The following is a 25,141-nucleotide window of genomic DNA, read 5'->3' on the forward strand; positions in this document are numbered from 1 at the left end:
TCGTGCGTTCCGCTATCGACCATGCGAGAGAACGTGCTGCTGATCGGGGGCGGCGGCCGCGAACACGCCATCGCCCGCGCGCTCGAGGACAGCGAGGCCGACCTCTACGCCTGTGCCGGCAACAAGAACCCCGGCATCGCCCGGATCGCGGCCGGGTTCGAGACGCTCGAGACAACCGATCCCGAGGCCGTCGTCGACTACGCCGAGGAGATCGATGCGACCATCGCCGTTATCGGTCCGGAAGCACCCCTCGAGGCCGGCGTCGCGGACGCGCTCGAGGCAGCGGGGGTCTACCCGTTCGGACCGAAGGAGGCCGACGCCCGGATCGAGACGGACAAGGCCTTCCAGCGGCGGTTCATGGCGGAAAACGACATTCCGGGCTGTCCCGACTTCGAGACCTTCGACGACATGGACGCGGCGTGTGACTACATCGACGAGTACGACGGCGACCTGGCGATCAAACCCGCCGGGCTGACCGGCGGCAAGGGCGTCAAAGTCATCGGCGATCAGGTCTCCGCCGAGGAGGGCAAGGAGTACATCCGCGAGTCCGACTACGATCGGATCGTCTTAGAGGAGCGGCTGATCGGCGAGGAGTTCACGATCCAGGCGTTCGTCGCCAACGGCGAGTTCCGGACCGCGCCCGCGGTGCAGGACCACAAACGCGCCTACGAGGGCGACGAAGGGCCAAACACCGGTGGGATGGGCAGCTACGCCGACGCGACGCCGGAGCTGCCGTTCATGACCCCCGAGGACTACACCGACGCCGTCGAGATCATCGCGGCCACCGTCGACGCCCTCGAGGACTACCGCGGCATCCTCTACGGCCAGTTCATGCTGACCGAGACCGGCCCCCGCGTCGTCGAGTTCAACGCCCGCTTTGGCGACCCCGAGGCGATGAACACCCTGCCCGTCCTCGAGACGGACTTCCTCGAGGTCCTCACCGCAGCGCGGGACGGCGAGGCCCCGCCTGCGCTCGACTTTGCCGAGCAGGCGACGGTCTGTAAGTACGCCGTGCCGGACGGCTATCCGACCGATCCTGAGGCCGGCGCGAAAGTACAGGTCGATGAGGAGAGCGTGGCGCGGTCGGTCCACGCCACGGAAAACTCGAGCGGCGATGAGCCGCGAGAGAGCGCGGGCGACGCCTTGCTCTACTACGCGAGCGTGGACGAACGCGACGACGGCATCTACACGACCACCTCGCGGTCGTTCGCCGTCGTCGGGGCCGCCGACTCGATCGCCGCGGCCGAGGAGATCGTCGAGGACGCGCTCGCCGTCGCTGGCGAGGAGGGACTGCGGATCCGCCACGACATCGGGAAGGCGGACCTCGTCCAGAAGCGAATCGATCACATGGACGAGCTTCGCGGCGAGTAGCGATCGTCCCTGTCTGGACGGAGAGAGACTACTCGAACGGATTCGTTGCCGTCGTGATACGAGTGATCCCGTCGACCGCATCGAACCCGTCGTCGAACGAGTAGAGGAACTCGAGTTCGCGGCGGCCCATCGACGCCGCGATGACTGCATCCGTCAGCGAGAGCGATTCGTACTTTCGGAACAGCGATCGTCCGGCATCGATATCGCGTTTCGGCGTATGGACGATTTCGAACCCACTGCTTTCGATGATCGCGTCGAGTGTCCGTACAGCAACGTCATGTGACCCCTTTCGTTGGAGGTAGTTGATGACTTCCTCGAGGACGTCGCTCAACACGTATGCAGTCGGGAGGGTTCCGTGATCGACCGCTCTCGAGATGGCAACCGCACGGTCGTGGTTTTGATCCCGCGATAACCGAGCGGCGATGAGAACGTTCGCATCGACGACGACTCGGGCCATTAGGAGTCTCCGGGGATGAGGTCGTGATCGTCGACCGCATCGGTTTCCTCACCGATATCAACGGGGTCGAGTTCGGAAAACGCACCGTACCGTTGCGTTACAACTTCGACGGAGAGGGTTCCGTCTTCGGTGACGCGCCAGCGGATTTTGTCCCCGGCTTCGATATCGAGTTCGCGTCGGACCGCTGCCGGAACCGTGACGGAATAGCTGTCGTTTATCGTCGTTTCGTCCTCGACCCGGTGTGACATACCCGACTCTACGCGGTCAGTTAGGAAATAATTTGCCTCCTAATTTTCAGGTGATCGAGTGCGGCTTCCAGAAACGTGACCGATTCCGTCCCGGGCTTCAGGACGCGGCCTCATCGATCGCCTCGAGCAACAGCGCCATCCCCAGCTCGATCTCCCGCTCGTCACGTCCAGCGGCGGCAGCAGTCGCAGCGTCTCGTAGCCCAGCTCAACAGCCCGCGTCGGAACGCCGTTCGAGGACCGTTTCACGTCGATCCGCCGATGCTCGGTCTCAGTTCAGACGACGAGCAGTACGGACGCGAGCGCACCGCCGACGAGCAAGACGGTGCTGTAGGCCGCGACCCGGTTGCGAAAGCCGTCGTTCGTCGACGTCGCGGCCAACAGGGCCTTGACGACGATGCTCGAGACGGTCGCGAGCAGGATGGCGATCGTCGCCTCGGCGGGCCCGAGCTGGCCGCCCCGGTAGAGGACGACCGCCGAAGTGGTTGCGCCGGCGCTCGAGACGAAGCCGCTGGCGACGGCCGTCGCGTAGAAGCCAAGCGTCCCGAACCACGTCTCGGCCAGCGATCCGAAGACGAGGACGACGAGAAAGACCGCACCGAACCCGAGAGCGTTTTTCAGCGAGAAGGGGCTCTCGAGTTCCATCGGTCCGGACTCGCTCCAGTCGGCGGTCGCGGCCGCGACGGCGAACGCGAGGACGATGACGGCCCCGAGCGGAACGATCGCCTCGAGGAGGATCCCGGCCTCGCCGCCGGCGGTAAAGCCGACCGCGATCGCGAGGTTGCGGGCGGCCATCGCGGCGTTGGCGAGTAGGATCGCGGCGACGGCGTAGGAGGCCGCCTCGGGGCGTTGGTCGACGTGATCGAGCATCGTCCCGACGACGGCCGTCGAGGAGGCCAGCCCGCCGAAAAAGCCCGTGATCGCGATCCCGCGACCGCCGTAGGTCGAGACGATCGCGTAGTTGGCGATGCCGATCCCCGCGACGGCGACGACCATTAGCCAGATGACCTGTGGCTCGAGCGGGATGGTGATGCCGGCGACTTCGGGCTCGTAGGTCGCCGGGAGGAGCGGATAGATGACGAACGCGAGGATGGCGAACTCGGTCGTCGAGCGCATCTCCTCGCGGGAAAGTCCCCACGCGAACTCGTGGAGTTCCCGCTTTAACACCAGCAACAGCGACGAGAGGACCGCGACAGTGACCCCCTCGAGGATGAAGCCGGCCGCGACTAACACGCCGACGCCGTAGGCGACGAGCATCGATACCGAGGTCGTCAGCGAGAGGCCGGTCTCGGCCGGCTCGCCTTCCATGAGGCCCTGGACGGCCAGCAAGACCCCCTGGACGATCACCAGCAATCCGCCCAGCAGGAGCAGGCCATCGCCGATGTCGCCCTCGCGGACCAGCACGGTAAAGACTGCCCCGAGCAGACTGATCAGGGAAAACGTCCGGATGCCGGCGGCCTTCTGTGACCACTCCCGCTCGAGCCCGAGGAACATCCCCAGCGCGCCGGCCAGCGCGAGCCGGACGACGGTCTCCTCGAGGGGTGCGTTGGCGAGTTGCAACGGGACCTCGTTCACTCCCGACCGTTCACCGTGGTTGCATATAAGCGGCCCGCCGGCGTCGACGGCGGCTCGGTGGCGGTTCGATGCGCGGTGACCGACTGGATGGTGCGACGCCGAACCGGATCGAGAGCGCGCTACAGGTCGACGTACTGGGACTCCCAGTCACGGCGTGCCTCGAGTTCCCGGCGGCCGCGCCGTGTGAGCGTATAGAAGTTCGTTCGGCGGTCGCGCCGGCCCTTCTCGACGAGTCCCTTGTCGACGAGGGTATCGAGGTTCGGGTACAGGCGGCCGTGATGGATCTCCTTTTCGTAGTACTGCTCGAGTTCCTCTTTGATGGCTAGTCCGTGTGGCTCCTCCTCGCCAGCGATGACGTAGAGCAGGTCACGCTGAAATCCTGTCAGGTCGTACATTGGGGAAGTACCAATCGCATTTACTGTCGAATTTTAATAAGGCTATCGGGTTGTTTCGAGCGAAAGAGTCGTATTACCAGTGAACGGAGTCGTTTCGAGCGAAAGGGATCCATAACTCCGGTGACGCATCGTCCGGCAGACCACACATAATGAGTGGTTCATGTTTACAGTACAGCTATTATGTTTCCGTACAATTATATTGGCGAGAGCGGTGCCCGAGCAGTCGTTTTTCGACAGACGAGAGACTGGTCAGTAGTGGCCGAATCGAAGCGTCAGGACTAGAACAATCGTCTCGAAACAGGAAAGCAGATCGCGTGACGGAAAAATGTCACGCGATCGCTTGCCGCCCTGAATTGGTCCCCGCTGACGCTTCGGCCCTCCAAGCGAAGCGTCACGTGGAAGATTCCGTTGTGTCTACTTAAATGTAACGACACGGCTCGGCGGCGTCGACCGAGAAGCCACGCCCGGCCGCGATCAGATGTGTTCTTCCTCGAGGACCCAGCCGATCGCGCGCTTGTAGTAAGTGAACATCTCCTCGACGCCGTCGTGGCGCATTTCGTCGCTCTCGAGGTGTTCTGTGAGGAACTCGTACTGCTCGCGGATTTCTTCTTCGTCTCGCATACCAGTCTCTATCGACCGAAAGGGGAAAAAGCCGGCACGTACTCGACTCACACTGGCGTCGATCGCTCGACCGGAGGGTGCGGTTCGCTTAGGCGTCGTCGCTTTCGGTGGCGTTCTCGTCGCTACTTTCGGTCTCGTTTCCGGTTCCGTCGTCTTCGGTGTCGGCGTCGCCGAACGCGAGCGTGACGTCCGCGCCGTCGCCGTCGATCTCGACGTCGTCCTCGGTTTCGTCGCCCTCGTTCTCGGCGGAGACGGTGTACTCGCCGTCCTCGAGGTCCTCGAACTCGACCTCGCCGTCACCGTCGGTCTCGTCCTCCATCGGAAACACCGTGCCTTCGCCGTCCGTGGCCGTCTCGTTGCCCGTTCCGCCGTCCTCGGTCTCGTTATCGGACTCGTTTTCCATGCCACCGGCGTCGGTTTCGTTGTCCGACTCGTTGCCCATCGCATCGTCCGTCTCGTTGTCCGACCCGTTCTCCGTTCCACTGGCCTCGTCGTCCATATCGCCCATACCGGCCTGCTCGAGGGTGACAGTCGCGCCTTCGACCGGGCCGTCGTCGCCCTCGACCAAGACCGTCAGGGTATAGGTTTCGTCGTCGTCAGTGCCCGTCTCGTCGTCGGTATCGTTCGTCTCGCCGTCGGATTCGTTGTCGTCGCCGCCGGGGCCGCTGTTTGCACAGCCGGCCAGCGTGAGGATGGCTGCCGTTCCGCTTGCGGTTACGAACGTTCGTCGGGTCAGTCGCCGATGGGACATATTCGTTCGTTGGACGGTCCCGTTGGTCTGAGTGTGGCCTGCACGTGCTATCCGTTAATGACCTATTGAACGACACCCGAGGATCGATGACTGTCATCGATTTCGGAACGCAACGATCCGTTGGGGCGAAACGAACGCGGGGCAGCCACACCGCCCGCCCGACAGCACCGAACCGACGGCGGTGGCTCGAGCGGGACCGCACGAGTCGGGTCCGGTGGGCCTTTTGCGGTCCCGACCCTACCACGGCGTATGAAGATCCGGGGCGAGCGCGAGTGCAAGGAGTGTGGGACCCGCTGGTCGTACTACGAGACGGGCAGCGTCGGCTGTCCGGCCTGCGGGAGCCTCCGGAGCGTCGGCGTCGACGAGCGGACCGAACACACCGACTTGCGCGTGTCGTTCGACCTGACGCCGGTTCGAAACGCCATCGACGAGGCCGACACTGACGACCTCGCGGAGCGGGCCGGCGAACGCTGTCGCGAGTACGTCCGTCGCCGCGGGTTCGTCAACGCCGGTACCCTCCGGGACCTCGATGACACCTACCTCGCCGCGGCCGAGTTACTCCACGTCGCCGACATCGTCGGCCGAGAGATCCGCCTCGAGGACCGCGAGGAACTGTACTTCCTTGCCCTGCTCCGGGACGCCGATCAGGGCGAGCGGCCGCCCGTCGAAGACGTCCCGCCGACGCTGCGGGCGGCCCGCGGGCTCGCCTACGCCGACGCCGTCCGGGAGTACCGACGCGACGTTCGCACTTGGGCCGAGGACCGCGACCTGACCGCCAGCGAACGGCAGGCCCTTGAGACGCTTGGCGAACACGTCAAGCGGATCCGGATGCTCGATGGCGACGTCGAGCCCCGAACCGCCGAACGCCTCGTCGAAGCGACGCGCGACCTGGCAAACGGGCTCCGCGGCGACGAGTTCGCCTTCTCACAGGCCCAGGAGCGACTGGACGCCCTCGAGTGACGCGGGCCGAAACCGATCGGGTCGCCGACCGCATTCGGGCACCGCCGCCGACCGCGTCGGAGACCGAAGCGAATGGCGGCCGGCAACAACCGTCGGTCCGAATCTTTTCATTCTTATAGGACCCCCCAATTATTGCCAGACGAACGCAGCGACGGCCCCACCCGAACTCGCTCTCCCGGTGTCGGCCGCCGGTTCGAACCGGCGGCCGGTCAGGAACCGACCCTCCGAGATCGGCTCGGAACGCGCTCGGTCTGTCGACCTCCCCGCTGGACGAGCCGACTTTCGTCGCCCGAGACGACGCTCGAGCGACACGGAACGAACGGTCGCGGCCGTTCGCTGCAATCGACTATGTCACACGGATCACCAGAGGAGCAGACGGAGTCGAACGGCAGTCGTATCGGCAGCGAGCAGACGACGGGCGACGGACCGTCGCCGTACGTCCCCGCCGGACGGAGTGTCGCTGAACTCACGATCAAGGCAGTCCTGATCGGGCTCGCGCTCAACGTGGTGATGTTGACCGCGAACATGTACCTCGGGATGCGCTCGGGGATGACGATCAGCGCCTCCATCCCGGCGGCAGTCATCAGTATGGGCGTGTTCTACGGGCTCCGCCGGATCGGCGTCGGCGGGACGATCCTCGAGAACAACATCGTCCAGACGATGACCTCCGCGGGCGAGGCGCTGGCGGCCGGCGTCATCTTCACGATCGCCGGTGTCACGTTCCTCGATCAGCCGATCAACATCGTCAACACCGCGGTCGTGGCGATACTCGGCGGCTTGCTCGGGGTCCTCTTTATGATCCCGATGCGTCGGTATCTCATCGTCGACAAACACGAGGAACTCCCCTATCCGGAGGGGACCGCGTGTGCCGACGTCCTCGAGGCCGGCTCGCGCGGCGACGAGGGCGTGAAGCTCATCTCCGTCGGGTTCCTCGTGGGCTTCGTCTACATGTGGCTGGCCAACGGGATGGCCGCCTTCCGGACGACGATCCAGACGGCGTTCTCCGCGGGCGAAACCGACGGGTTCGCCATCGGCGGGGACTTCACGCCCGCCCTGATCGGTGTCGGCTACATCATCGGACCCCGGATCGCCGGCTACGTCTTCGGTGGCGGACTGATCGCCTGGATGATGCTGATCCCGCTTTTGATCACGGGTGGGTTCGTCCCGGAGTCGGCCGCCGACGCGGCACTGATGGTGCAGGCGAACGAGGTCTGGGACGAGTACATCCGCTACGTCGGCGCGGGGGCGATGATCGTCGGCGGGTTCTACGCGGTCGTCTCGATGCGGGGGACGATCGCCGACGCGCTTGGCACCGCCGCGGCGGAGGTCCGTGACTCCGGCTCGGATGCGACCGCGGACCGCAAACGAACCCAGCGGGACCTGCCGATGAAGATCGTCGTGGGCGGCGCGATCCTGATCGCGCTCGCACTGGTCGCGGTCCCACAGGTCCAGGTCGGCCTGCTGGGCGGGTTCATCGCGGTGATCGCCGCGTTCCTCTTCGTCGCCGTCTCGGCCTATCTCGTCGGAGTCGTCGGGAGTTCCTCGAACCCCGTCTCGGGGATGGCCGTCGCGACGATCCTGATCGCCGCGCTGGCACTGCGCTCGACCGGCGTCACCGACCCCGTCGTCGTGCTGGTGACCGCGTCGGTCGTGGCCATCGCCGCGGCGGTCGCGGGCGACACATCACAGGACCTCAAGACCGGCTACCTCCTCGGGGCGACGCCCCGGAACCAACAGCTCGCACAGGTGATCGGTATCGCCGTCTCGGCGCTGTTCGCCGGGTGGGTCCTGTCTTTCTTCGATCAGGCCTACGGGATCGGGAGCGAGACCATTCCCGCGCCCCAGGCCGGGATGATGGCGCTGATCTCCGAGGGCGTCCTCACGGGCACCGCCCAGTGGGGGATGATCCTCATCGGTGCCGTCTTCGCGATCGTCCTGATCCTGATGGACGTCCCCGTCCTGCCCTTCGCCGTCGGGATCTACCTCCCGATCACGCTCGCGACGCCGATCTTCCTCGGCGGCCTGCTCCGTGCCGGGATCGACCGCTACGTCGCCCGTCGCGACGACGAGGACGGCACGCTCGCCGACCACGCGACCTCGAGAGGTCGGATCGTCGCGGCCGGGCTGATCACCGGCGAGGCGATCATGGGGATCGTCATCGGCGCGCTCTATATCACCGGGACCGGAAACGCCGACGGCGCACCGTTCCCGCTCGGCCTCGAGGCCGGGACGCAGTCGATCCTCGGCGTCGTCGCGCTCGTCGCGCTCGTCGGGCTCTTCACCGCGAGCGTCCTCTGGAACGCACCCGACACCGAGGCGACCGACCAGTGATCGAGCCCGACACGACGACCGAGAACGCCGCCACATGACCGAACACGGCCCGACCGCGGTTCCGAGACGCGACGCCGACGACTGGGAGGTAACGACCGTCGATGGCGAGCCACGGGTCACGATCCACTGGACGAAGCGGCCACACAACCGGCTCGATCGGTTCCTGTTCGATCTCCTCGGGACCGATCGGGAGCGGGAACTCGAGCTAGATCCCGTCGGGACGACCGTGTGGCGACACTGCGACGGCGACCACACCGTTGCGGAGATCGCCGAACGAGTCGCGGCGTCCCACGACGCCGACCGTGTCGCTCCCGTCGACGAGACGCTCGCGCACTTCCTCATGCAACTCGAGGAACGAGGCCTCGTCCGGTTCGAAGCGAGCGGAGCGCCCGGGGAGTGAGTCACGCCGGCTCGACGGGATCGTCGACCGGGAGAAAAGATTGTCAGCGAGTCGACCCGGACCGCGTTCAGGGAAGGTCGACGTCGACGTCTTCCTGCAGGCCGGCGGCTTTGACAGTGTTGTACAGCAGCATGGCGCGGGTCATCGGCCCGACGCCGCCGGGGACAGGGGTAATCGCGCTGGCTTTTGCCTTGGCGCTCTCGAACTCGACATCGCCGACGAGTTCGTATCCCTTGTCGTTGTCAGCGTCGACCCGGTTGACGCCGACGTCGATGACGACCGTGTCCTCGGAGAGCATCGACCCGTCGACGAGTTCGGGGACGCCGGCGGCCGCGACGACGATATCCGCGCTACGGGTCTTTTCGGCGAGGTCGTCCGTGCGGGAGTGACAGACCGTCACCGTCGCGTTGCCGTCCTCGGCCTTCTGGATCAGCAGGTTCGCCAGTGGTTTGCCGACGATGTCCGAGCGGCCGACGATCGTCACGTCCTTGCCCTCGGTGTCGACCCCGGCCGACTCGAGTAATTTCTGCACGCCGTGGGGGGTACAAGGACGGAACCGGGCGTCGCCGGCGACCAGTCGGCCGACGTTCTCGGGGTGGAAGCCGTCGACGTCCTTCGCGGGATCGACCCGGCGGATCACGTTGCGGTAGTCGACGTGGTCCGGGACGGGGGCTTGGACGATGTAGCCGTGGACGTCGTCGTTCTCGTTGAGGTCGGCGATGGTGTCGAACAGCTCCTCGGGCGGGGCGTCGCCGTCGACGTCGACGTGGTGGCTCTCGATTCCGACCTCCTCGCAGTCGCGCTGTTTCATGTTCACGTAGGTCTGGCTCGCGGGGTCGTCGCCCATGAGAACGGTCGCCAGCCCCGGCCGCGCGCCCGCATCGGCGAGTCGCTCGATCGACTCGGTCAACTCGTCTCGGATCTCGCTCGCCACGGCGTTGCCGTCGATGATCTCGGTCATTACTCGAGTGGGCGGCCGCGAGGCTCATTAATCCCCGGATCCGTGCCCAGAACGAGTCTAGAAACTCCCCGAATATACACGTCCGTGAATACTCCTCAGAACCGCTCGTCGAGGAACGTCCGAATCGCCTCGTTCGTCTCGTCGGGTCCCTCGAGGTTCGAGGTGTGGCCAGCCTCCGGGATCAGTTCCATCTCGGCGTCGGGCAGTTCCTCGAGCATCGGCTCGGCCTGTGCGGGTGCGATCGAGGGGTCTTCCTCGCCGTGGACGATCAGGACCGGCACGTCGATTGCCGAGAGCCGATCCGTCACGTCCTCGCGGCCGAGCCACGAGTTGAGTTCGTAGTGGACTGCTCGGCCGGGATAGGTGGCCCAGCGGTCCACCCACGTCTCGACGAGGGCGGGGTTTTCCTCGTGGGTCGTCTCGCCGAACAGTTCGGCGGTCGAGCCCTCCGCGATCTCTCGGGGCATCGGTTCGAGGGTGTCCTCGTAGGGGTCGACGAGGGCTTCGTACTCCGCCCGCTCGTCCTCGGGATGGGGTATCGCCATCGAATCGATCAGGATCAGCCCGTCGACCCGCTCGGGATACTCGAGGGCAAAGCGCAGTCCCATGAACCCGCCCATCGACATGCCGGCGATGACGGCGCTGTCCTCGCCGATCCCGTCGAGCAGTGCGTCGCAGTCGTCGGCCAAGTCCCAGAGGTCGTATCCCGGCGCGTACCGGTCGGTCCGGGCCCGGAGGTCGTAGGCGACCGCCCGGTACTCGTCTCGCAGCGCCTCGAGCTGGGGCGCGAACATCGTCCGGTCCATCAACGTCCCGTGCGCGAAGACGACCGGCCGACCCTCGCCGACGTCGGTGGTCACCGCGTCGGTTCTGGTTCGGTACATCGCCGTCGCCGTTTCGTCACTCATGCTACCAACCCACATTAGTAAGTGACAAAAGGTATTCGGTCCGACGCGATCCTGCTCGAAACGGACGGCACGCGGCGACGTGAGGTCGAATACAACGCGGTCGCGGATTTCGACAGCCGCGAGCCTGCAGGACGAACGCGCCGAAAAACGGGAGGGTGGGGATCGCAGTCGGATCGGCTGAGGTGAGACTGTCGGCGACTACTCGTAGAGCGGGTTGGCGTCACAGAGGGCCGCAACCTCGGCGCGGACGTCCTCGATGACGGCTTCGTCTTCGGGAGCGTCGATGACGCGGGCGATCAGATCACCGACTTTCCGGCAGTCGTCCTCGTCGAAGCCACGCGTGGTCAGCGCCGGCGTGCCGGCGCGGATCCCACTGGGGTTAAACGGCGAGCGCGTCTCGCCAGGGACGGTGTTCCCGTTGAGGACGATGCCGGCCTCCTCTAAGGCCTCCTCGGCGTCGCCGCCGGAGGTGTCGGGATGGCTCTCGCGCAGGTCGACGAGGACGAGGTGGTTGTCGGTCCCCTCCGAGACCAGCGAGAAGCCGTTCTCGGAGAGGCTCTCACCGAGCGCCTTCGCGTTCGCGACCGTCTGCTCGGCGTACTCGGTGAATTCGGGCTGGAGCGCCTCCTTGAAGCCGACGGCTTTGCCGGCGACGTTGTGCATCAGCGGGCCGCCCTGACCGCCGGGGAAGACGGCCGCGTCGATGTCGTCGGCGTACTCCTCGTCGCACATGACGATGCCGCCGCGACCGGCGCGGATGGTCTTGTGGGTCGAGCCGGTGACGAAGTCGGCGATGCCGACCGGCGAGGGGTGGACGCCCGCGGCGACGAGCCCGGTGATGTGGGCGATGTCCGCGAGGTGATAGGCGCCGACGTCGTCGGCGGCCGCCTGGATGCGTTCGAAGTCGATCTCGCGCGGGTACGCGGAGTAGCCCGAGACGATGATGTCCGGGTCGAACTCGGCGGCGTGGTCCGCGAGGGCGTCGTAGTCGATATAGCCCGTCTCCGCGTCGACCTCGTACTGTTCGACCTCGTAGAGCTGGCCCGTGAAATTCGCCGGGTGACCGTGGCTGAGGTGACCGCCGTGGTTGAGATCCAGCGACAGGATCTTGTCGCCGGGCTCGAGCATCGCGAAGTACACCGCCTGATTGGCCTGCGTGCCCGCGTGGGGCTGTACGTTGACGTGGTCAGCACCGAACAGTTCCGTCGCACGCTCGATTGCGAGTTCCTCGACCTCGTCGGCGTACTCACAGCCGCCGTAGTAGCGCTCGCCGGGGTAGCCCTCGGCGTACTTGTTGGTCAGGGCGCTGCCCTGCGCGTCGATGACGGCCTCGCTGGCGTGGTTCTCGCTGGCGATCATCTGGAGCGTCTCGCGCTGGCGATCGACCTCGCCCTCGAGCGCGTCGGCGACGGCGGGATCGACGTCCCGTACCTTGTCGTGGTCCATGTTCGAAGTGGGGACTGGCGGCCGCATAAGTGTACCTTTCCTCGGTAATACGCGCCGCAATACCGGCTGCCGGCGACCGGCCCCTGCCCTTCGACCGGCCGGGTTTGTGACGATATCACGCCCCGATACAACTAACTTGTCGGAGTGACATTCAGCCAACCGAATGATTGAGTGGGCGGTAGACGGCGACACCCTCCACGTCACCGACGCGGACAACGCCGAGCTGACGGTCACCGGTGACGAACTCGTCGTCGACGGCTCCGGGAAAGACATCCCGCGCCCGGTCGACGACACCATCGTCGTGACGACTGACGAACTCCGGTTCCCGCACGCGGTCGTCTACGCGTTCTCGGTTGGCGTCGAGGACGGCCACGAACTCGACCCCAGCGGCGAGCCCCTCCCGTTATCCCCCGACGAGTACATCGTCGATATCGATACGGAGATCAAGTCCTACCTGCGGTTCTCGGGAGCCGCGACGATCGCGAAGACCGACGATTACGAAGAGATCGTCGTCTCCTTCCCCGAGCGGACCCGGGTCATCCTCGGGGTCCGGTGCCGGCACGAGTTCCCCGCCGGGACGATCACCGTCCCCGATTCTCCGTCGGCGATCGCGGAGGCCATCACCCACATGGCCGGCTCGCACAAGACCGACGGCCCGGACCGAAGCTATCCCACGCTCCGCGGTCATCCCTCGCTGATCGAACGCGGGACCGAGCTCAGGATTCCCGACTGTCTCCGGGTCGCAACCCCCGATCACGGGATCGAGCTAGTCGTCCCACCCGACTATGAGTCGCTGTATGTCACTGCACCGCTGGCGTACTACCTGCAGGCGACCGTTCGGACGACCGACGAAGTCCGCGGGACCCACACCGGCGTGGCCCTCGACCGACCGCGGCTCCGCATTCCCGATCGGGGGATCGACGTCGAACTCGCCGCGATGCCCGACCTCGAGCGCGACGTCGAGCGGCTGCTCCGGAAGACCTTCTTCCTCGATTGCCTCGTTCGCAACGTCGGTCCCTACGGGACGGCCCTCGCGGAACGTAGCCTGCTCGAGGCCCTCGAACTCGACGCCGAGCGCCTGTACGACGCTGATCCGCGGGAGCGTCTCGCCGCGTATCTCGACGTGCCCTACGCGGCGATCAAGCATCGCCTCCCCGACTGGCATCTCTCGACGTATGTCGCACCCGAATACGATAGCGTCGAGACCCTGCCGTTCCTGCTCGACCGGCTGAGCATGGTCTATACGCCCCGGACCTCCGAACTCGAGGGCCAGGAACTCGTCGAGCGCTCGCTCGAGGACTTCTATCGGGGCGACGATCCCGTGTCGGCACGCCCGGTCTCGACGGCCGACGGCAGGGCCAGCGGCGGGCAAGTGGCATCGGTCGATATCGTCAAACCCGACCTCCGGAGCGGTCGCACGCACGGCTGGCTCGCCGACGGCGTCCCGATCGACGTCTTCAAGTCCGCCTCCGAGGCCTACCACAACCGCCTCGAGTTCCTCGAGCGGGCCAGCGACGCGACCTCGATCTGTGTCGTCCTCAACGACCCGGAGATGGCCGGCGAACACGACGACGTCGCGGCGATCTACCGCCGGCGTTCCGAGGAGTTGTCGATGGACGTCACCGTCGCGGAGTCGCTCGGGACGGCCGAACTCGCCCGTGTCTTCGAGGACGACCACGACTTCGTCCACTACATCGGTCACTGCGAGACCGGCGGCCTGTGCTGTCCCGACGGGACGCTTTCGGCCTCGAGCCTCGATCGCTGTAACGCCCAGACGTTCTTTCTCAACGCCTGTGGCTCCTACTACGAGGGCCGGTCGCTGATCGAGAAAGGCAGCGTCGCCGGCGCGGTTACGTTCACCAAGGTCCTCAACGATCACGCCGTCAAGGTCGGCTCGACGTTCGCCAAACTCCTGGTCCACGGGTTCAGCATCGAGCGCGCGATGAGACTGGCTCGGCGACGCATCATGATGGGCAAGGACTACGCCGTCGTCGGCGACGGTACCCACTCGCTGGTCCAGGGCGAACAGCGGCTCCCGACGACCGCGACCCTCGAGGAACTCGAGGACGCAAGCGAGAAGGAGTACCTGCTGACCGTCGACTGTTACTCGACTCGGGCGACCGGCTCTTACTACTTCCCTCACACCGAAACCAACGACTACGCCTACCTCTGTGGGAACGAGTCGAGTTTCACGCTCACGGCGTCGGAACTGGTGACGATGCTCAAAGAAACGGAGGCGTCGGTGATCTACGACGGGGACATCTACTGGTCGACGGAACTGTGGCCCCGCTTCGATCGCTGACCCAGACGGTCTCCTGTCCGTCACTGCCGGTGGGACCGCGACCCGCCCTGCGGTCCCACCGGGACATCCGGACAGCAACCCGTATCAGGGTCCGCCGTACGTACTCACGCGCTTTGCTTCGAGGGCCATCGCCGGCGGCGATCGGCCACGAACGGTTCCCGCCGTGGTTCGAACCCGTTCGGCCAGCTCGTGAACGACCCGCCACAGTCGATTGCGTGGAACTGCCATACGATACTGTAATACATCGAGACGTGTATATAATTATTGCCGATAGATACCTTCCCCATAATAAGACGCGGCGCCCATCGGGTCGGCATCGCAACCACCGCTGCCCCTGCCCCCAGTTCCACCCGGAAGTCGACAACGACCATCCGTATTTCGTCGGCGAACTAACGGGATATGGGACAAAAATTACCGGTTCAGGCGCGCAGCCAACTGTTCTGCTGTGCAAACGGCCACCAAAATTAAGTACCGAGCTATCGATTACTTCTGTATAGGCATGACCTCGAATTTACTTAACCACCAGATTGACGATATCCTCGAATCCGTCCTCGGGGATGTGACCGGGGACGTCTACATGGTCAACCCCTCGCGGGACGCCATCGAGGAGTTCGTCTCCGTCGCGACCGCTTTCGACGACGACCTGCCGTCGGTACACATGCTGGCCGACGAACGCACACTGAAAGACGTCATGGACGACTTCATCGTCGCCTCGAACGCCGCGGACCTCATCAGCGAGGGGGCACTCGTCCTGCGGACGCTCGAGGAGACGCCCGAAAACTCCCTGCTCGTCAGCGAGGATCGGGTCGTCGCCATCGTCCACGCCGGCGACCGCGTCGGCGGGCTCGTCACCGACGACGAAAGTTTCGTTGACGACACCTACGACACCTACGCCGACCGCTGGGCCGACGCCAGCGACTTCAACCTCCGGACGCCGCCGATCACGGACGTTCGCGAGACCCTCGCCGACGAGATCAGCCCCGAGGCCGAGGCCGACTTCACCGCGATCTTGGACTCGCTCGAGACCGCCCGCGGCGACGGCGATGGCCTCGACGAGGTCACCATCTCCCTGCTCGTGGCGGCCAAGAACGAAGCGCTGCTGTACGACATCAGCAAGTGGGGCGAGGACGTCGGGATCGCCTCCAAGGCGACCTTCTCCCGGACGAAGACCAAGCTCGAGGACATGGGCCTGATCGACACCGAGAAGGTCCCGATCGACGTCGGCCGACCGCGACTCCGTCTGAAGATCGGCGACGAACGGCTCAGCGAGGCCGACAACGGCCAGCTTGCGACGGTCGCACAGTCCATACTCAACTAGCGAAGTTTTGCGCTGTCGTTCGAGAGAGCGAAGCTCTCTCGTGACTGAGCGAATCGGAGCTAAGCGGGAGCTTCGCTCCCGCGAGGTCAGCGAGACGTACGTCTCGCCAGAATTCGCGAGGTCCGCGAAACCGAAGGTTTCGCTTGATGACGAAAGGCGCGGAGCGCCTTTCGAACCACGGGCGCGGCGAAGCCGCGCCCTCGGCAAAAATTCGATTAAAAGCACTCCTCCTTCCGTTCGCTCGTCCTTCCAGTCCTCGCTCACATCAGTCGTCGGCCCGCTCGCTCGTTTCACTCGCTCGCGGTCGGTATCGGGTAGCAGCCTGCCCTTCCCCGAGTCCCGCGCCCTCACGTTCGTTCGGGCGCGCTCCCGGCCACTGCATTCGATTCTCCGGTCGGTTTCATGACGCAAACCCCAAGTCGCCGCCGTGCGACGAGTCGGGTATGTACGAGGCCGTCCGCGCCCACCCCGACGGAGAGAGTACGGTCGCCCGGGTCGCCAAACGGGCGGCCGACTACGGCTACGAGGGCGTGGTCGTGCGCAATCACAGCGACGCTCGAGCCGACTACGACCCCGAAGAGATCCGCGAGGAGTACGGGATCGACGTCGTCGAGGGCGTCGAGATCAAAGCCGACGACCCGCAGGGCGCAAGCGGCGCGGTCGGGAATTATCGTTCGTCGGAAACGATCGTCGCCGTTCACGGCGGGACGAACCGACTGAATCGCTTCGCCGTCGAACAGCCGAAAGTCGACGTCCTCTCACATCCGATGCGCGGCGACGGCGATATCAACCACGTACTGGTCAAAGCCGCCGTCGAGAACGGCGTCCGTCTCGAGTTCGATCTCTCGGGAGCCCTCCGGGAGAGCGGCGGCCACCGCGTTCGGATCCTCCAGTCACTGCGAAAGCTCCGGGAGATCGTCGCCCACTACGACGCGCCTTACGTCGTCAGCGCCGAGCCGACCTCGCACTTGGAGCTACGAGCCCCTCGCGAACTGCAAGCCCTGGGCGAGCAACTCGGCTTCTCGAGCGAGTTCGTCGAAGACGGCCTCGCCGAGTGGGGTCGGCTGGCCGAGCGAAACCGCCACGTCCACTCCGAGTCGTTCATTGAGCCGGGGGTCGAACGGGGCAGGTATGAAGAGGACGCTTGAGGAACACGCCGCCCGGTTCGACGAGAAGGCCGGCGAGTACGACGACTCGAAATCGGAGGAGTACCACGCCTGTGCGAACCTCGTCGTCGAACATGCCGCGCCCGCGGCCGACGAGGTCGTCCTTGATCTCGCGACCGGCACCGGTGCGATCGCGCTCGCGGTCGCCCCCGACGCCGATCGCGTGGTCGGCCGCGACATCAGCGACGGAATGCTCGAGGAGGCCCGCGAGAAGGCCGCCGACGCCGGACTCGAGAACGTCTCCTTCGGCCACGGAACCTTTCGAGAGCCCGACTACGACGGCCCGGTCGATATCGTCACCTCGAACTTCGCCCTGCATCACCTCTCGGACGAGGAGAAGCGGGAGGCGATCGCGGTTATCGCCGACTTAGAGCCCCGGCGGTTCGTCCTCGGGGACGTGATGTTCTTCGGCGAACCCGACCCCGACGAGCCCTTCTACTCGCCCGAGGTCGACGACCCCGCGACGGTCGGCGTCCTCGCCGATGCCTTCACCGACGCCGGCTTCTCGCTGACTGCGGTCGAGCGCGTCCACGATCAGGTCGGCGTCCTGGTCGCCGAGCGGAGCCCGACGGCGGGCGTCGACGCGGCGACCGAGGAGCCATGAAACACCTGCCGAAACACCTCCGGCCGCGGTGGCGGTACCTCGCGGTCGAACTCGAGACCTGGCCCGACGAACGGATCGGCCGCCGGTCGTTCCAGCGCGAGCTATGGTACGCGGGCCAGAACCTGCTGGGCGATCCGGGCAGTGCCGACGCCGACCTCTCGGTCGTCCGCTACGCATTCGCCGACGGACGGGGGGAGGCGATCGTCAAGGTCCGCCGGGGCGAGACCGACCCCGCTCGGGCCGCGCTGGCCTGTCTCGACGAGGTGGACGGCGCGCCCGTCGGCGTCGCCGTCCGCGGTATCAGTGGCACGATCCGTGCCGCTGAAGAAAACTATTTACGGCGACGCGGGCAAGATTCGGAGGAGAGAAACGTCGTGTTCGGGAACGAAGAGCGAGTCGCCGTCCGCCGGGACAGCGTGGGGGACGTTCGACTCGATGAGGCGTTCGTGGGCGCGACAGACCTCGACTACGATTTAGCGTGATACTATGCAGGGACAAGCCCAACAGCAGGCGTACGACCGCGGCATCACGATCTTCTCGCCCGACGGCCGACTCTACCAAGTCGAGTACGCTCGCGAGGCGGTCAAGCGAGGCACGGCAAGCATCGGCGTTCGAACGAACGACGGCGTCGTCCTGGCGGTCGACAAACGAGTCCCCTCCCCGCTGCTCGAGGACTCGAGCGTCGAGAAGATCCACAAGGCCGACGACCACATCGGCATCGCCAGCGCGGGCCACGTCGCCGACGCTCGCCAGCTGATCGACTTCGCGCGCCGCCAGACGCAGGTCAACCAGCTTCGGTACGGCCAGCCGATCGGCGTCGAGACGCTGACCAAGGAAGTTACCGACCACATCCAGCAGTACACCCAGGTCGGTGGCGCTCGCCCGTTCGGCGTCGCGCTGATCGTCGGCGGCATCCAGAACGGCGAGCCGCGCCTGTTCGAGACCGACCCCTCGGGGACCCCCTACGAATGGAAGGCCCTGGCCGTCGGTGCCGATCGGGGCGACCTCCAGTCCTACCTCGAGGAGAACTACGACGAGGACGCCGATCTCGATGGCGGTATCCAGCTCGCCCTGGACGCGCTCGCGTCGGTCAACGACGGCTCCCTGCTGCCCAGCGAGGTCGGGCTGGCGACCGTCGACGTCGAGACCGAGACCTTCGAGCAGTTCGATCAGGACCGGATCGCCGACCACCTCGAGGAGAACGACCTCCTCGATACCGGCGAGGACGAACCGGCCGAGGACGACGAGTAACCGACCCGCCGCGGTCCGTTTTCGACGCGTTTTCCGCGTGCCGATCGGCCTCTCACGAGCGACGCGACAGAGCGCGGGCACTGCCGAACGGATCGGTGCCGCGCCGAATCGTGGCCGGATTCGGGGCGCCTATCGGGAAACACTCTTTTCACTGGCGGCGGAACCGTGTGATATGATTTCGCTCGACGAGGCAGTGACGGCGCGACTCGAGTCCCACGGGGCGCGCTTCGAAGTGTTAGTCGACCCGGACGCGGCACTGGAGATCAAACGCGACGAGTTCGACGGCGAACTCGAGGACGTGATCGCCGCCGAGGACGTCTTCGAGGACGCCTCCCGCGGCGACCGACCCGCGGAGGCCGACCTCGAGAAGGTCTTCGACACCACGGAGCCCCTCGAGATCATCCCCGAGGTCATCAAGGAGGGGGAGATCCAGATCACGGCCGATCAGCGCCGCGAGATGCAAGAACAGAAACGCCGGCAGTTGATCGATACCATCACGCGCAACGCGGTCAACCCGCAGATGGACAACGCGCCCCATCCGCCCGAACGGATCGAGAACGCCCTCGAAGAGGCCGGCGTCACCGTCGATCCGATGGAACCGGTCGAACAACAGGTCGACGACGCCCTGGACGCCCTGCGGCCGGTGATCCCGATCCGGTTCGAGGAGGTCACCGTCGCCGTCAACGTCCCGGCCGACTACGCCGGCAGCGCACAGGCCAAGATCCGCCAGTTCGGCGACTTAGAACGTGAGGAGTGGCAGTCCGACGGCTCGTGGATCGGGGTCCTGACGTTCCCGGCCGGCATGCAAAACGAGTTCTACGACTTGGTCAACGAACACACCAGCGGCGAGGCCGAAACGGAGATCGTCAAGGACAAGGGCGATCTGAAGACCCGCTGAGCGGGCGAGAGACGGTCGGGTTCCCGCCGTGGCACTACCCTCGCTTGTAGCCGATCAGAAAGCCGCTGGTGAAGCCGACGCCGATCGACAGCGTCGAGACGGCCGACTCGAGCCAACTCCCCGTGCGGTCGCCGGACGAGAGCAATCCGGCGGTGAGGCGGTTGTAGTCGACGGTGACGATCCCTTCGGACTCGAGAAAGCGAAAGGCCATCAGTTCGACGCCGACGATGATCGCGAGCAGCTTTGCGATCTTCTTGGCGGCGTAGCCGATGAGGCCCCCGACGAGCGCGCTGGCCCCGAACTCGAGGCCCAGCGTCGTCGGATCGAGATCTAGCATGTGGGCGTCCATTCGAGTCGGCTCGCATGACTGTTTCGATCAGCGAGGGCGTCGGAACCGGCTTTCGGGCCGGGCCAGGCCGGTTCGTGGCGGGACTGGGTCCGCCGAGCGGGCGATCTCGGGACGGCCCCGGGCACGGGATTCAAGACGATCGGTCGCGTACGGGCGAGTATGTGTCACGTCCGCCCGCGCCACGCAACGGAGGTGTTCGGCCGGCATCGTTAGCGTTGCCGGGACCACGCGGCGGTGTCCACACCGCTCTCGAGTCAGTCGTTTCTCGACGGCGACCGTCGGGGCCGACAAGCCGCGCTGCTCGAGCGATCGCGACCGATCACGGCCGCGCCCGGGGACCACACAGCTACCCGCATGAACACGATCATCGCCAAACGCGTCGACTCGGGAACGCCCGATACGAGCGAAATCCGAGACCTGGCCCGCGCGGCGGGGTATACCGTCGTCGGTGAGGTCACCCAGTCTCGCCGGGCCGATCCGGCGCTCCAGATCGGCGAGGGGAAAGCCGAGGAACTCGCGGCGCTGGTCGAAGAGACCGACGCGACGACGGTAATCTTCGACAACCGGCTGGGCCCCTACCAGACGTACAACCTCGGGCAGCTCCTGCCGGAGGGGGTCGAGGTCATCGACCGCTTTACCCTGATCCTCGAGATCTTCGGGCAACGCGCCCAGACTCGGAAAGCACAACTCCAGGTCGAACTGGCCGAACTGCGGTACGAACTCCCCCGGGCCGAAGCCAAGACCAGCCTCGCCAAGCGCGAGGAACACCCCGGGTTCATGGGGCTTGGCGAGTACGACGAGAGCCGCGAGCAGGACATCAAGGCCCAGATCAGCCGGATCAAAGACGAGTTAGAGCGGATCGAACAGACCGAACAGCAGCGTCGGGAACGCCGGCGCGATTCGGGATTCGATCTGGTCGCGCTCGCGGGCTACACCAACGCCGGCAAGTCGACCCTGCTGCGGCAACTCGCGACCGACCTCGAGGTCGAGGAAAACGAGGACCTCCACCGGGATCTGGATCCGACCGCCGAGTCACAGGACAAGCTGTTCACGACGCTGGGGACGACCACCCGACGCGCCGACATCGATCGGCGTGACGTGCTGGTGACCGACACCGTCGGCTTCATCAGCGACCTGCCCCACTGGCTGGTCGAGTCGTTCAAGTCGACGCTCGATTCGGTCTACCGGGCGGATCTCGTCTTGCTCGTCGTCGACGTCAGCGAACCGATCGACGAGATCCACGAGAAGCTCGTCACCTCCCACGACACCCTCTACGAGCGCAACGAGGCCCCGATCGTGACCGTGTTGAACAAGATCGACCAGGTCGACGACGCGGAACTCGCCGAGAAGCGCGAGGCACTGTCCTCGCTCGCGCCGAACCCGGTCACCGTCAGCGCCAAGGAGGGGCTGAACGTCGACGGCCTGCTCGAGCGCATCGAGCGTGAGCTGCCCGACTGGGAGGCCGAGCGATTGCTGTTGCCGATGACCGACGACACGATGAGTGTCGTCTCGTGGCTCCACGACAACGCCCGCGTCGACGACGTCACCTACGGCGACGAGGACGTCGTCGTCTCCTTCGAGGCCCGTCCCGCGGTGATCTCGCAGGCGCGTTCGCGCGCGAGCGAGTTGCGGACGACCGCGGCCGAGTCCGCCTAATCGGCCGACCGGTCGTCGCCATCGGGGGGTCTGGTCCCCGTCCCGGACGCGGTCCGAAGTTCGATCGCGATCCGACACGTCGAGCCGCCGCTCTCTGGAAACAGGAGCCGGCCGCCGGACCGGTCGACGATCCACTTGACGAGCCAGAGCCCGAGTCCGCTGCCGTGTTCCAGCGGCGTCTCGACGCCCTGTCGGAGCGCCCGCTGGTCGCTCTCCGGGATCGGTTCGCCGGGATTCTCGACGGTCAGGACGACCTCGGTTGGTCGCGTCGAGGCGGCCAGCGTTACCGTCGGCTCCTCGCCGGACTGGTGGATGATTCCGTTCGTGAGTAGTTCGACGAGCGCTTCCTCGAGGGCGGTGTCGGCGAGTATCGTCCGGGCGTCGTCGCCGGTTCGTTCGATTGTCGCCGCGGGATAGCTCGATTCGACCCGGCGAACGGCGTCGTCGACGACCGAGCGGAGAGACAGCGACTCGATCGAGCGGTCGGCGACCGTCTGCTGGACGGTCCGGGCCTTCTCGGCGGTCTCGACGATGTCGTGGGCGTACTGTCGAGCGATCTCGAGGCGATCGCGACTCTCGGCGTCGAGGGAGTCGGTGTCGGCGACCAGCGAGAGGTTCCCGAGGATCGCATTGAGGTCGTTCCGGATGTTGTGTCTGAGGACGCGGTTGACGACCGCGAGTCGCTGTTCGCGACGTTCGATCCGCCGCCTGCTCCGTGCGAGGTCGTAGAGTTGTTCCAGCATGAGTCGGGCGTTGAGGCGGGGGTCGGAGGAGCGACGGTACTCGGCGGGCGGCACATAGTAGGGGTTCTCACAGATCGTGTACCGATAGACGACCTGCTTGTGGGTCCACAGCGCCTTGGCGATCGATCGCTCGCCGAACTGGTCCAAGTCGTACTGACAGAGCGCGGTGACCGGCATGTCAGGACACGCCGCGTCGAAGTCGGCCTCGAACTCGAGGACGTGGTCGAACGTCTCGTCGGTGTGGAAACACCACGTGTTCTCGCCGGCGACGCTGAACCCCTCGTAGCCATCCTCGAGACTGGCGTCACACGACGCCTCGAGCGTCTCGATCATCCGGTCCGGATCGAAGCCGCTATCGAGATAGACCGTCGTCGCGTCGCGGATCTCGAGGTCGCCCGCATCGAGCCGCGCCGAAACGTCGACATCGGTCGCCTCGAGCGCGGCCCGAATCTGTGCCGGGCCGGTCGCCTCCGTCAGATAGAGACACTTCCGGTCCCTGTGGAGCGCGTCGGCGAGAAACGCGGCCGCGATCTCGAGTTGGGCCGTCCGCGAGTCGTAAAAGAGCGCGAGGTGGCGATCGAGGTCCCGTCGGGCGAACTCCGCGCGAATCCCGGCGCCGCTCCCGCCGTCGTCGTCTCGCCGCAGGGGTTCGGAGTCGTCCGATCGATTCACGGGACACATATTATCACGGAGACTAGAACCCACGGGATAAAGGCTCTTCGGCCGGAACCGGCTGTGTAGCGTCCGTTCTCGGCCGACAATCGGCCGAACGCGATCATCGTATCGCGACCGAACGCGGCTCCCGTCGGGGGACGCGGTGTGCGAGTGACTGTCAGACAGAGACGACCCTCACTTATAAATCATTGACTCGAGTCCAGTAGGATATGGAACCGGTTGCAATCATCGGCGCCTCGATGACCCAGTTCGGGCAACGCGAGGGAAAGTGGATCCAGGACCTCCTCGCAGAGGCCGGAATCGAGTGTCTCGAGGACGCGGGTGTCGACGCCGACGACGTCGAACACCTGTACGTCTCGAACATGGCAAGCGGCGAGTTCGAAGGCCAGACCGGCGTGCCCAACGCCTTGGCCCACGACCTCGACGCGATGCCGGCGTACACGCAACGAGTGGATCAGACCAGCTCGAGCGGCGGCGCGGGGATCTACGCGGCCTGGCAGTCGGTCGCCAGCGGGGCCAGCGACATGACCCTGCTCGTCGGCGGCGAGAAGATGACCCACAAGACGACGGGGGAGGCCACCGACGTTATCGCGTCGCTGACCCATCCCGCGGAGTACAAACACGGTGTCACGCTGCCATCCTTCGCGGGGCTGACGGCGCGACACTACTTAGAGCGGTTCGACGCGCCCCGCGAGAGCCTCGCGAAGGTCGCCGTCAAGAACCACAAGAACGGCGTTGACAACCCGAACGCCCAGTTTCAGAAAGAGATTGACGAGGAGACGGCGCTGGAGTCGCCGATCGTCGCCGACCCGCTGCGGCTGTACGATTTCTGTCCGATCACGGACGGCTCGGCGGCACTGATGCTCTGTCCCGAATCCGTCGCCAAGGAGTACACCGACAACTACGCCCTCATCACGGGAATCGACGGCGCGACGGACACTCACGTCGTCCACGAACGCGAGGACCCCACCGTCATGGGCGGGGTCGTCGAGAGCGGCAAGGGTGCCTACGAGATGAGCGGTCGCGGACCGGAGGACATCGACGTGGCTGAACTCCACGACATGTTCACCATCCTCGAGTTCCTCCAGATGGAGGGACTCGGCTTCGCCGAGCAGGGCGAGGCCTGGAAACGCGTGGAAGCGGGGGACACCGAGCGCGCCACCGGAGATCTCCCGATCAACACCTCCGGCGGGCTCAAATCGAAGGGCCATCCGCTCGGAGCCAGCGGCGTGGCACAGGGCGTCGAAATCTACGAACAGGTCGTCGGCGAGGCCGGCCCCCGACAGGTCGACGCGGACGTGGGGCTGTGCTGTAACGTCGGCGGCTTCGGCAACTGCGTCATCACCACGATCATGGAGGCAGCACAATGACGATGGACGCGACCCGCTACGACGACGGCTCGATCACCTACCCCGGCCACCCGCGCGGACCGGGCGGCTCGGAGCCGGTCGAAACGATCGACCTCAGCGAGTACACCGCCGAGGTCGTGACCTGGACGACCAGTACCGCGACGCCGCCGGGCGTCCGCGAACCCAACACGCTCGCGATCGTCGAGTTCGAGGTAGATGGCGAGACGGTCCGAGCGATCGGTCAGGCGACGACCGACGACCTCGAGACCGGCGACGAGGTCCGGCCGGTCCACGTCGGCGAACTCCGCGAACCCGGCGCAGGGATCCGCGAGCCCGAGAGCCAGGACTGGGACGGCTACCGGTTCGACCCGGTCTAACGCCGCCAGTAGCGCGATCTCGTTCTTCGGAA

26 protein-coding genes are annotated in these 25,141 nt (G+C 65.8%); 14 read left to right on the plus strand and 12 right to left on the minus strand.

Going from position 1 to position 25,141, the window contains the following annotated elements:
* The first annotated feature begins 21 nt into the window (after window positions 1–21).
* On the plus strand, window positions 22–1,371 hold the full coding sequence (gene purD / locus NATPE_RS11760; RefSeq protein WP_006181689.1) for a phosphoribosylamine--glycine ligase: 1,350 nt from the start codon (window positions 22–24) through the stop codon (window positions 1,369–1,371).
* Between the two features lie 28 nt (window positions 1,372–1,399).
* On the opposite strand, the gene NATPE_RS11765 is transcribed toward purD, so the two are convergent.
* From NATPE_RS11765 to NATPE_RS11785, 6 genes are all read right to left on the minus strand, one after another.
* Window positions 1,400–1,828 carry a type II toxin-antitoxin system VapC family toxin gene (locus NATPE_RS11765; RefSeq protein WP_006181690.1) on the minus strand — a complete coding sequence of 143 codons (429 nt, stop codon included), beginning with the start codon at window positions 1,826–1,828 and terminating at the stop codon, window positions 1,400–1,402.
* Entirely contained in the window at window positions 1,828–2,076 is a 249-nt protein-coding gene (locus NATPE_RS11770) for an AbrB/MazE/SpoVT family DNA-binding domain-containing protein (RefSeq protein WP_006181691.1), read from the minus strand. Before NATPE_RS11770 ends, NATPE_RS11765 begins: the two co-directional genes overlap by 1 nt.
* Before the next feature lie 273 nt (window positions 2,077–2,349).
* On the minus strand, window positions 2,350–3,648 hold the full coding sequence (locus tag NATPE_RS11775) for an MgtC/SapB family protein (protein ID WP_006181692.1): 1,299 nt from the start codon (window positions 3,646–3,648) through the stop codon (window positions 2,350–2,352).
* A gap of 119 nt (window positions 3,649–3,767) precedes the next feature.
* On the minus strand, window positions 3,768–4,043 hold the full coding sequence (locus NATPE_RS11780) for a PadR family transcriptional regulator (RefSeq protein WP_006181693.1): 276 nt from the start codon (window positions 4,041–4,043) through the stop codon (window positions 3,768–3,770).
* Between the two features lie 474 nt (window positions 4,044–4,517).
* Window positions 4,518–4,664 (minus strand): hypothetical protein, encoded by a 147-nt coding sequence (locus NATPE_RS22705; protein ID WP_006181694.1) that lies wholly within the window; start codon window positions 4,662–4,664, stop codon window positions 4,518–4,520.
* A gap of 88 nt (window positions 4,665–4,752) precedes the next feature.
* Window positions 4,753–5,415 (minus strand): hypothetical protein, encoded by a 663-nt coding sequence (locus NATPE_RS11785; RefSeq protein WP_006181695.1) that lies wholly within the window; start codon window positions 5,413–5,415, stop codon window positions 4,753–4,755.
* A 249-nt stretch (window positions 5,416–5,664) separates the two neighbouring features.
* Between NATPE_RS11785 and NATPE_RS11790 the strand changes: the two genes are divergently transcribed.
* The 3 genes from NATPE_RS11790 (at window position 5,665) to NATPE_RS11800 (ending at window position 9,106) form a co-directional block, all read left to right on the plus strand.
* Entirely contained in the window at window positions 5,665–6,375 is a 711-nt protein-coding gene (locus NATPE_RS11790; protein WP_006181696.1) for a DUF7117 family protein, read from the plus strand.
* Between the two features lie 348 nt (window positions 6,376–6,723).
* A complete protein-coding gene (locus NATPE_RS11795) occupies window positions 6,724–8,706 on the plus strand; it encodes an OPT family oligopeptide transporter (protein WP_015299076.1) in 1,983 nt (660 codons plus the stop codon).
* Window positions 8,707–8,740: 34 nt separating this feature from the next.
* Window positions 8,741–9,106, plus strand: coding sequence for a PqqD family protein (locus tag NATPE_RS11800; protein ID WP_006648876.1), 366 nt, complete (start codon window positions 8,741–8,743; stop codon window positions 9,104–9,106).
* A gap of 67 nt (window positions 9,107–9,173) precedes the next feature.
* Here the strand turns inward: NATPE_RS11800 and NATPE_RS11805 are convergent, their stop codons facing one another.
* From NATPE_RS11805 to glyA, 3 genes are all read right to left on the minus strand, one after another.
* The gene (locus tag NATPE_RS11805) at window positions 9,174–10,067 is read right to left on the minus strand and encodes a bifunctional methylenetetrahydrofolate dehydrogenase/methenyltetrahydrofolate cyclohydrolase (RefSeq protein ID WP_006181699.1); all 894 of its coding nucleotides are present in this window, start codon (window positions 10,065–10,067) and stop codon (window positions 9,174–9,176) included.
* Window positions 10,068–10,162: 95 nt separating this feature from the next.
* Complete coding sequence (locus NATPE_RS11810; protein WP_006181700.1) at window positions 10,163–10,975, minus strand: alpha/beta fold hydrolase; 813 nt, start codon at window positions 10,973–10,975, stop codon at window positions 10,163–10,165.
* 198 nt (window positions 10,976–11,173) lie between these two features.
* Window positions 11,174–12,421 carry a serine hydroxymethyltransferase gene (gene glyA / locus NATPE_RS11815; protein WP_006181701.1) on the minus strand — a complete coding sequence of 416 codons (1,248 nt, stop codon included), beginning with the start codon at window positions 12,419–12,421 and terminating at the stop codon, window positions 11,174–11,176.
* 163 nt (window positions 12,422–12,584) lie between these two features.
* On the opposite strand from glyA, the gene NATPE_RS11820 reads away from it, so the two are divergent.
* The gene (locus tag NATPE_RS11820; RefSeq protein ID WP_006181702.1) at window positions 12,585–14,723 is read left to right on the plus strand and encodes a hypothetical protein; all 2,139 of its coding nucleotides are present in this window, start codon (window positions 12,585–12,587) and stop codon (window positions 14,721–14,723) included.
* 84 nt (window positions 14,724–14,807) lie between these two features.
* Here the strand turns inward: NATPE_RS11820 and NATPE_RS22710 are convergent, their stop codons facing one another.
* Window positions 14,808–14,951 (minus strand): hypothetical protein, encoded by a 144-nt coding sequence (locus NATPE_RS22710; RefSeq protein WP_172637291.1) that lies wholly within the window; start codon window positions 14,949–14,951, stop codon window positions 14,808–14,810.
* Window positions 14,952–15,222: 271 nt separating this feature from the next.
* Here NATPE_RS22710 and tbsP point away from each other — a divergent pair, with 271 nt between their 5' ends.
* The 6 genes from tbsP to NATPE_RS11850 all read left to right on the plus strand — a co-directional run bounded on the left by tbsP (window position 15,223) and on the right by NATPE_RS11850 (window position 19,960).
* Window positions 15,223–16,041 carry a transcriptional regulator TbsP gene (tbsP, locus tag NATPE_RS11825; protein WP_006181704.1) on the plus strand — a complete coding sequence of 273 codons (819 nt, stop codon included), beginning with the start codon at window positions 15,223–15,225 and terminating at the stop codon, window positions 16,039–16,041.
* Between the two features lie 443 nt (window positions 16,042–16,484).
* Window positions 16,485–17,189, plus strand: a complete 705-nt coding sequence (locus tag NATPE_RS11830; RefSeq protein WP_006181705.1) for an RNase P subunit p30 family protein — start codon at window positions 16,485–16,487, stop codon at window positions 17,187–17,189.
* Window positions 17,173–17,811: a class I SAM-dependent methyltransferase gene (locus NATPE_RS11835; RefSeq protein WP_006181706.1), complete on the plus strand. Its 639-nt coding sequence runs from the start codon at window positions 17,173–17,175 to the stop codon at window positions 17,809–17,811. The genes NATPE_RS11830 and NATPE_RS11835 overlap by 17 nt, the downstream gene beginning before the upstream one ends.
* The gene (locus tag NATPE_RS11840) at window positions 17,808–18,293 is read left to right on the plus strand and encodes an Rpp14/Pop5 family protein (RefSeq protein ID WP_006181707.1); all 486 of its coding nucleotides are present in this window, start codon (window positions 17,808–17,810) and stop codon (window positions 18,291–18,293) included. Before NATPE_RS11835 ends, NATPE_RS11840 begins: the two co-directional genes overlap by 4 nt.
* Before the next feature lie 4 nt (window positions 18,294–18,297).
* Window positions 18,298–19,062, plus strand: coding sequence for an archaeal proteasome endopeptidase complex subunit alpha (gene psmA, locus NATPE_RS11845; protein WP_006181708.1), 765 nt, complete (start codon window positions 18,298–18,300; stop codon window positions 19,060–19,062).
* Between the two features lie 172 nt (window positions 19,063–19,234).
* Entirely contained in the window at window positions 19,235–19,960 is a 726-nt protein-coding gene (locus tag NATPE_RS11850) for a ribosome assembly factor SBDS (RefSeq protein ID WP_006181709.1), read from the plus strand.
* A gap of 34 nt (window positions 19,961–19,994) precedes the next feature.
* On the opposite strand, the gene NATPE_RS11855 is transcribed toward NATPE_RS11850, so the two are convergent.
* On the minus strand, window positions 19,995–20,297 hold the full coding sequence (locus tag NATPE_RS11855) for an FUN14 domain-containing protein (RefSeq protein ID WP_049804906.1): 303 nt from the start codon (window positions 20,295–20,297) through the stop codon (window positions 19,995–19,997).
* A gap of 366 nt (window positions 20,298–20,663) precedes the next feature.
* Here NATPE_RS11855 and hflX point away from each other — a divergent pair, with 366 nt between their 5' ends.
* Window positions 20,664–21,965 (plus strand): GTPase HflX, encoded by a 1,302-nt coding sequence (gene hflX / locus NATPE_RS11860; RefSeq protein WP_015299077.1) that lies wholly within the window; start codon window positions 20,664–20,666, stop codon window positions 21,963–21,965.
* On the opposite strand, the gene NATPE_RS11865 is transcribed toward hflX, so the two are convergent.
* Complete coding sequence (locus NATPE_RS11865) at window positions 21,962–23,389, minus strand: MEDS domain-containing protein (RefSeq protein WP_006181712.1); 1,428 nt, start codon at window positions 23,387–23,389, stop codon at window positions 21,962–21,964. The two genes, hflX and NATPE_RS11865, sit on opposite strands and share 4 nt — an antisense overlap.
* A gap of 203 nt (window positions 23,390–23,592) precedes the next feature.
* Here NATPE_RS11865 and NATPE_RS11870 point away from each other — a divergent pair, with 203 nt between their 5' ends.
* Window positions 23,593–24,753 (plus strand): thiolase family protein, encoded by a 1,161-nt coding sequence (locus tag NATPE_RS11870; protein ID WP_006181713.1) that lies wholly within the window; start codon window positions 23,593–23,595, stop codon window positions 24,751–24,753.
* Window positions 24,750–25,109, plus strand: a complete 360-nt coding sequence (locus NATPE_RS11875) for a hypothetical protein (protein ID WP_006181714.1) — start codon at window positions 24,750–24,752, stop codon at window positions 25,107–25,109. Before NATPE_RS11870 ends, NATPE_RS11875 begins: the two co-directional genes overlap by 4 nt.
* Window positions 25,110–25,141 lie beyond the last annotated feature (32 nt).

The organism is Natrinema pellirubrum DSM 15624 (assembly GCF_000230735.2).
GTDB classification, from domain to species: Archaea; Halobacteriota; Halobacteria; order Halobacteriales; family Natrialbaceae; genus Natrinema; species Natrinema pellirubrum.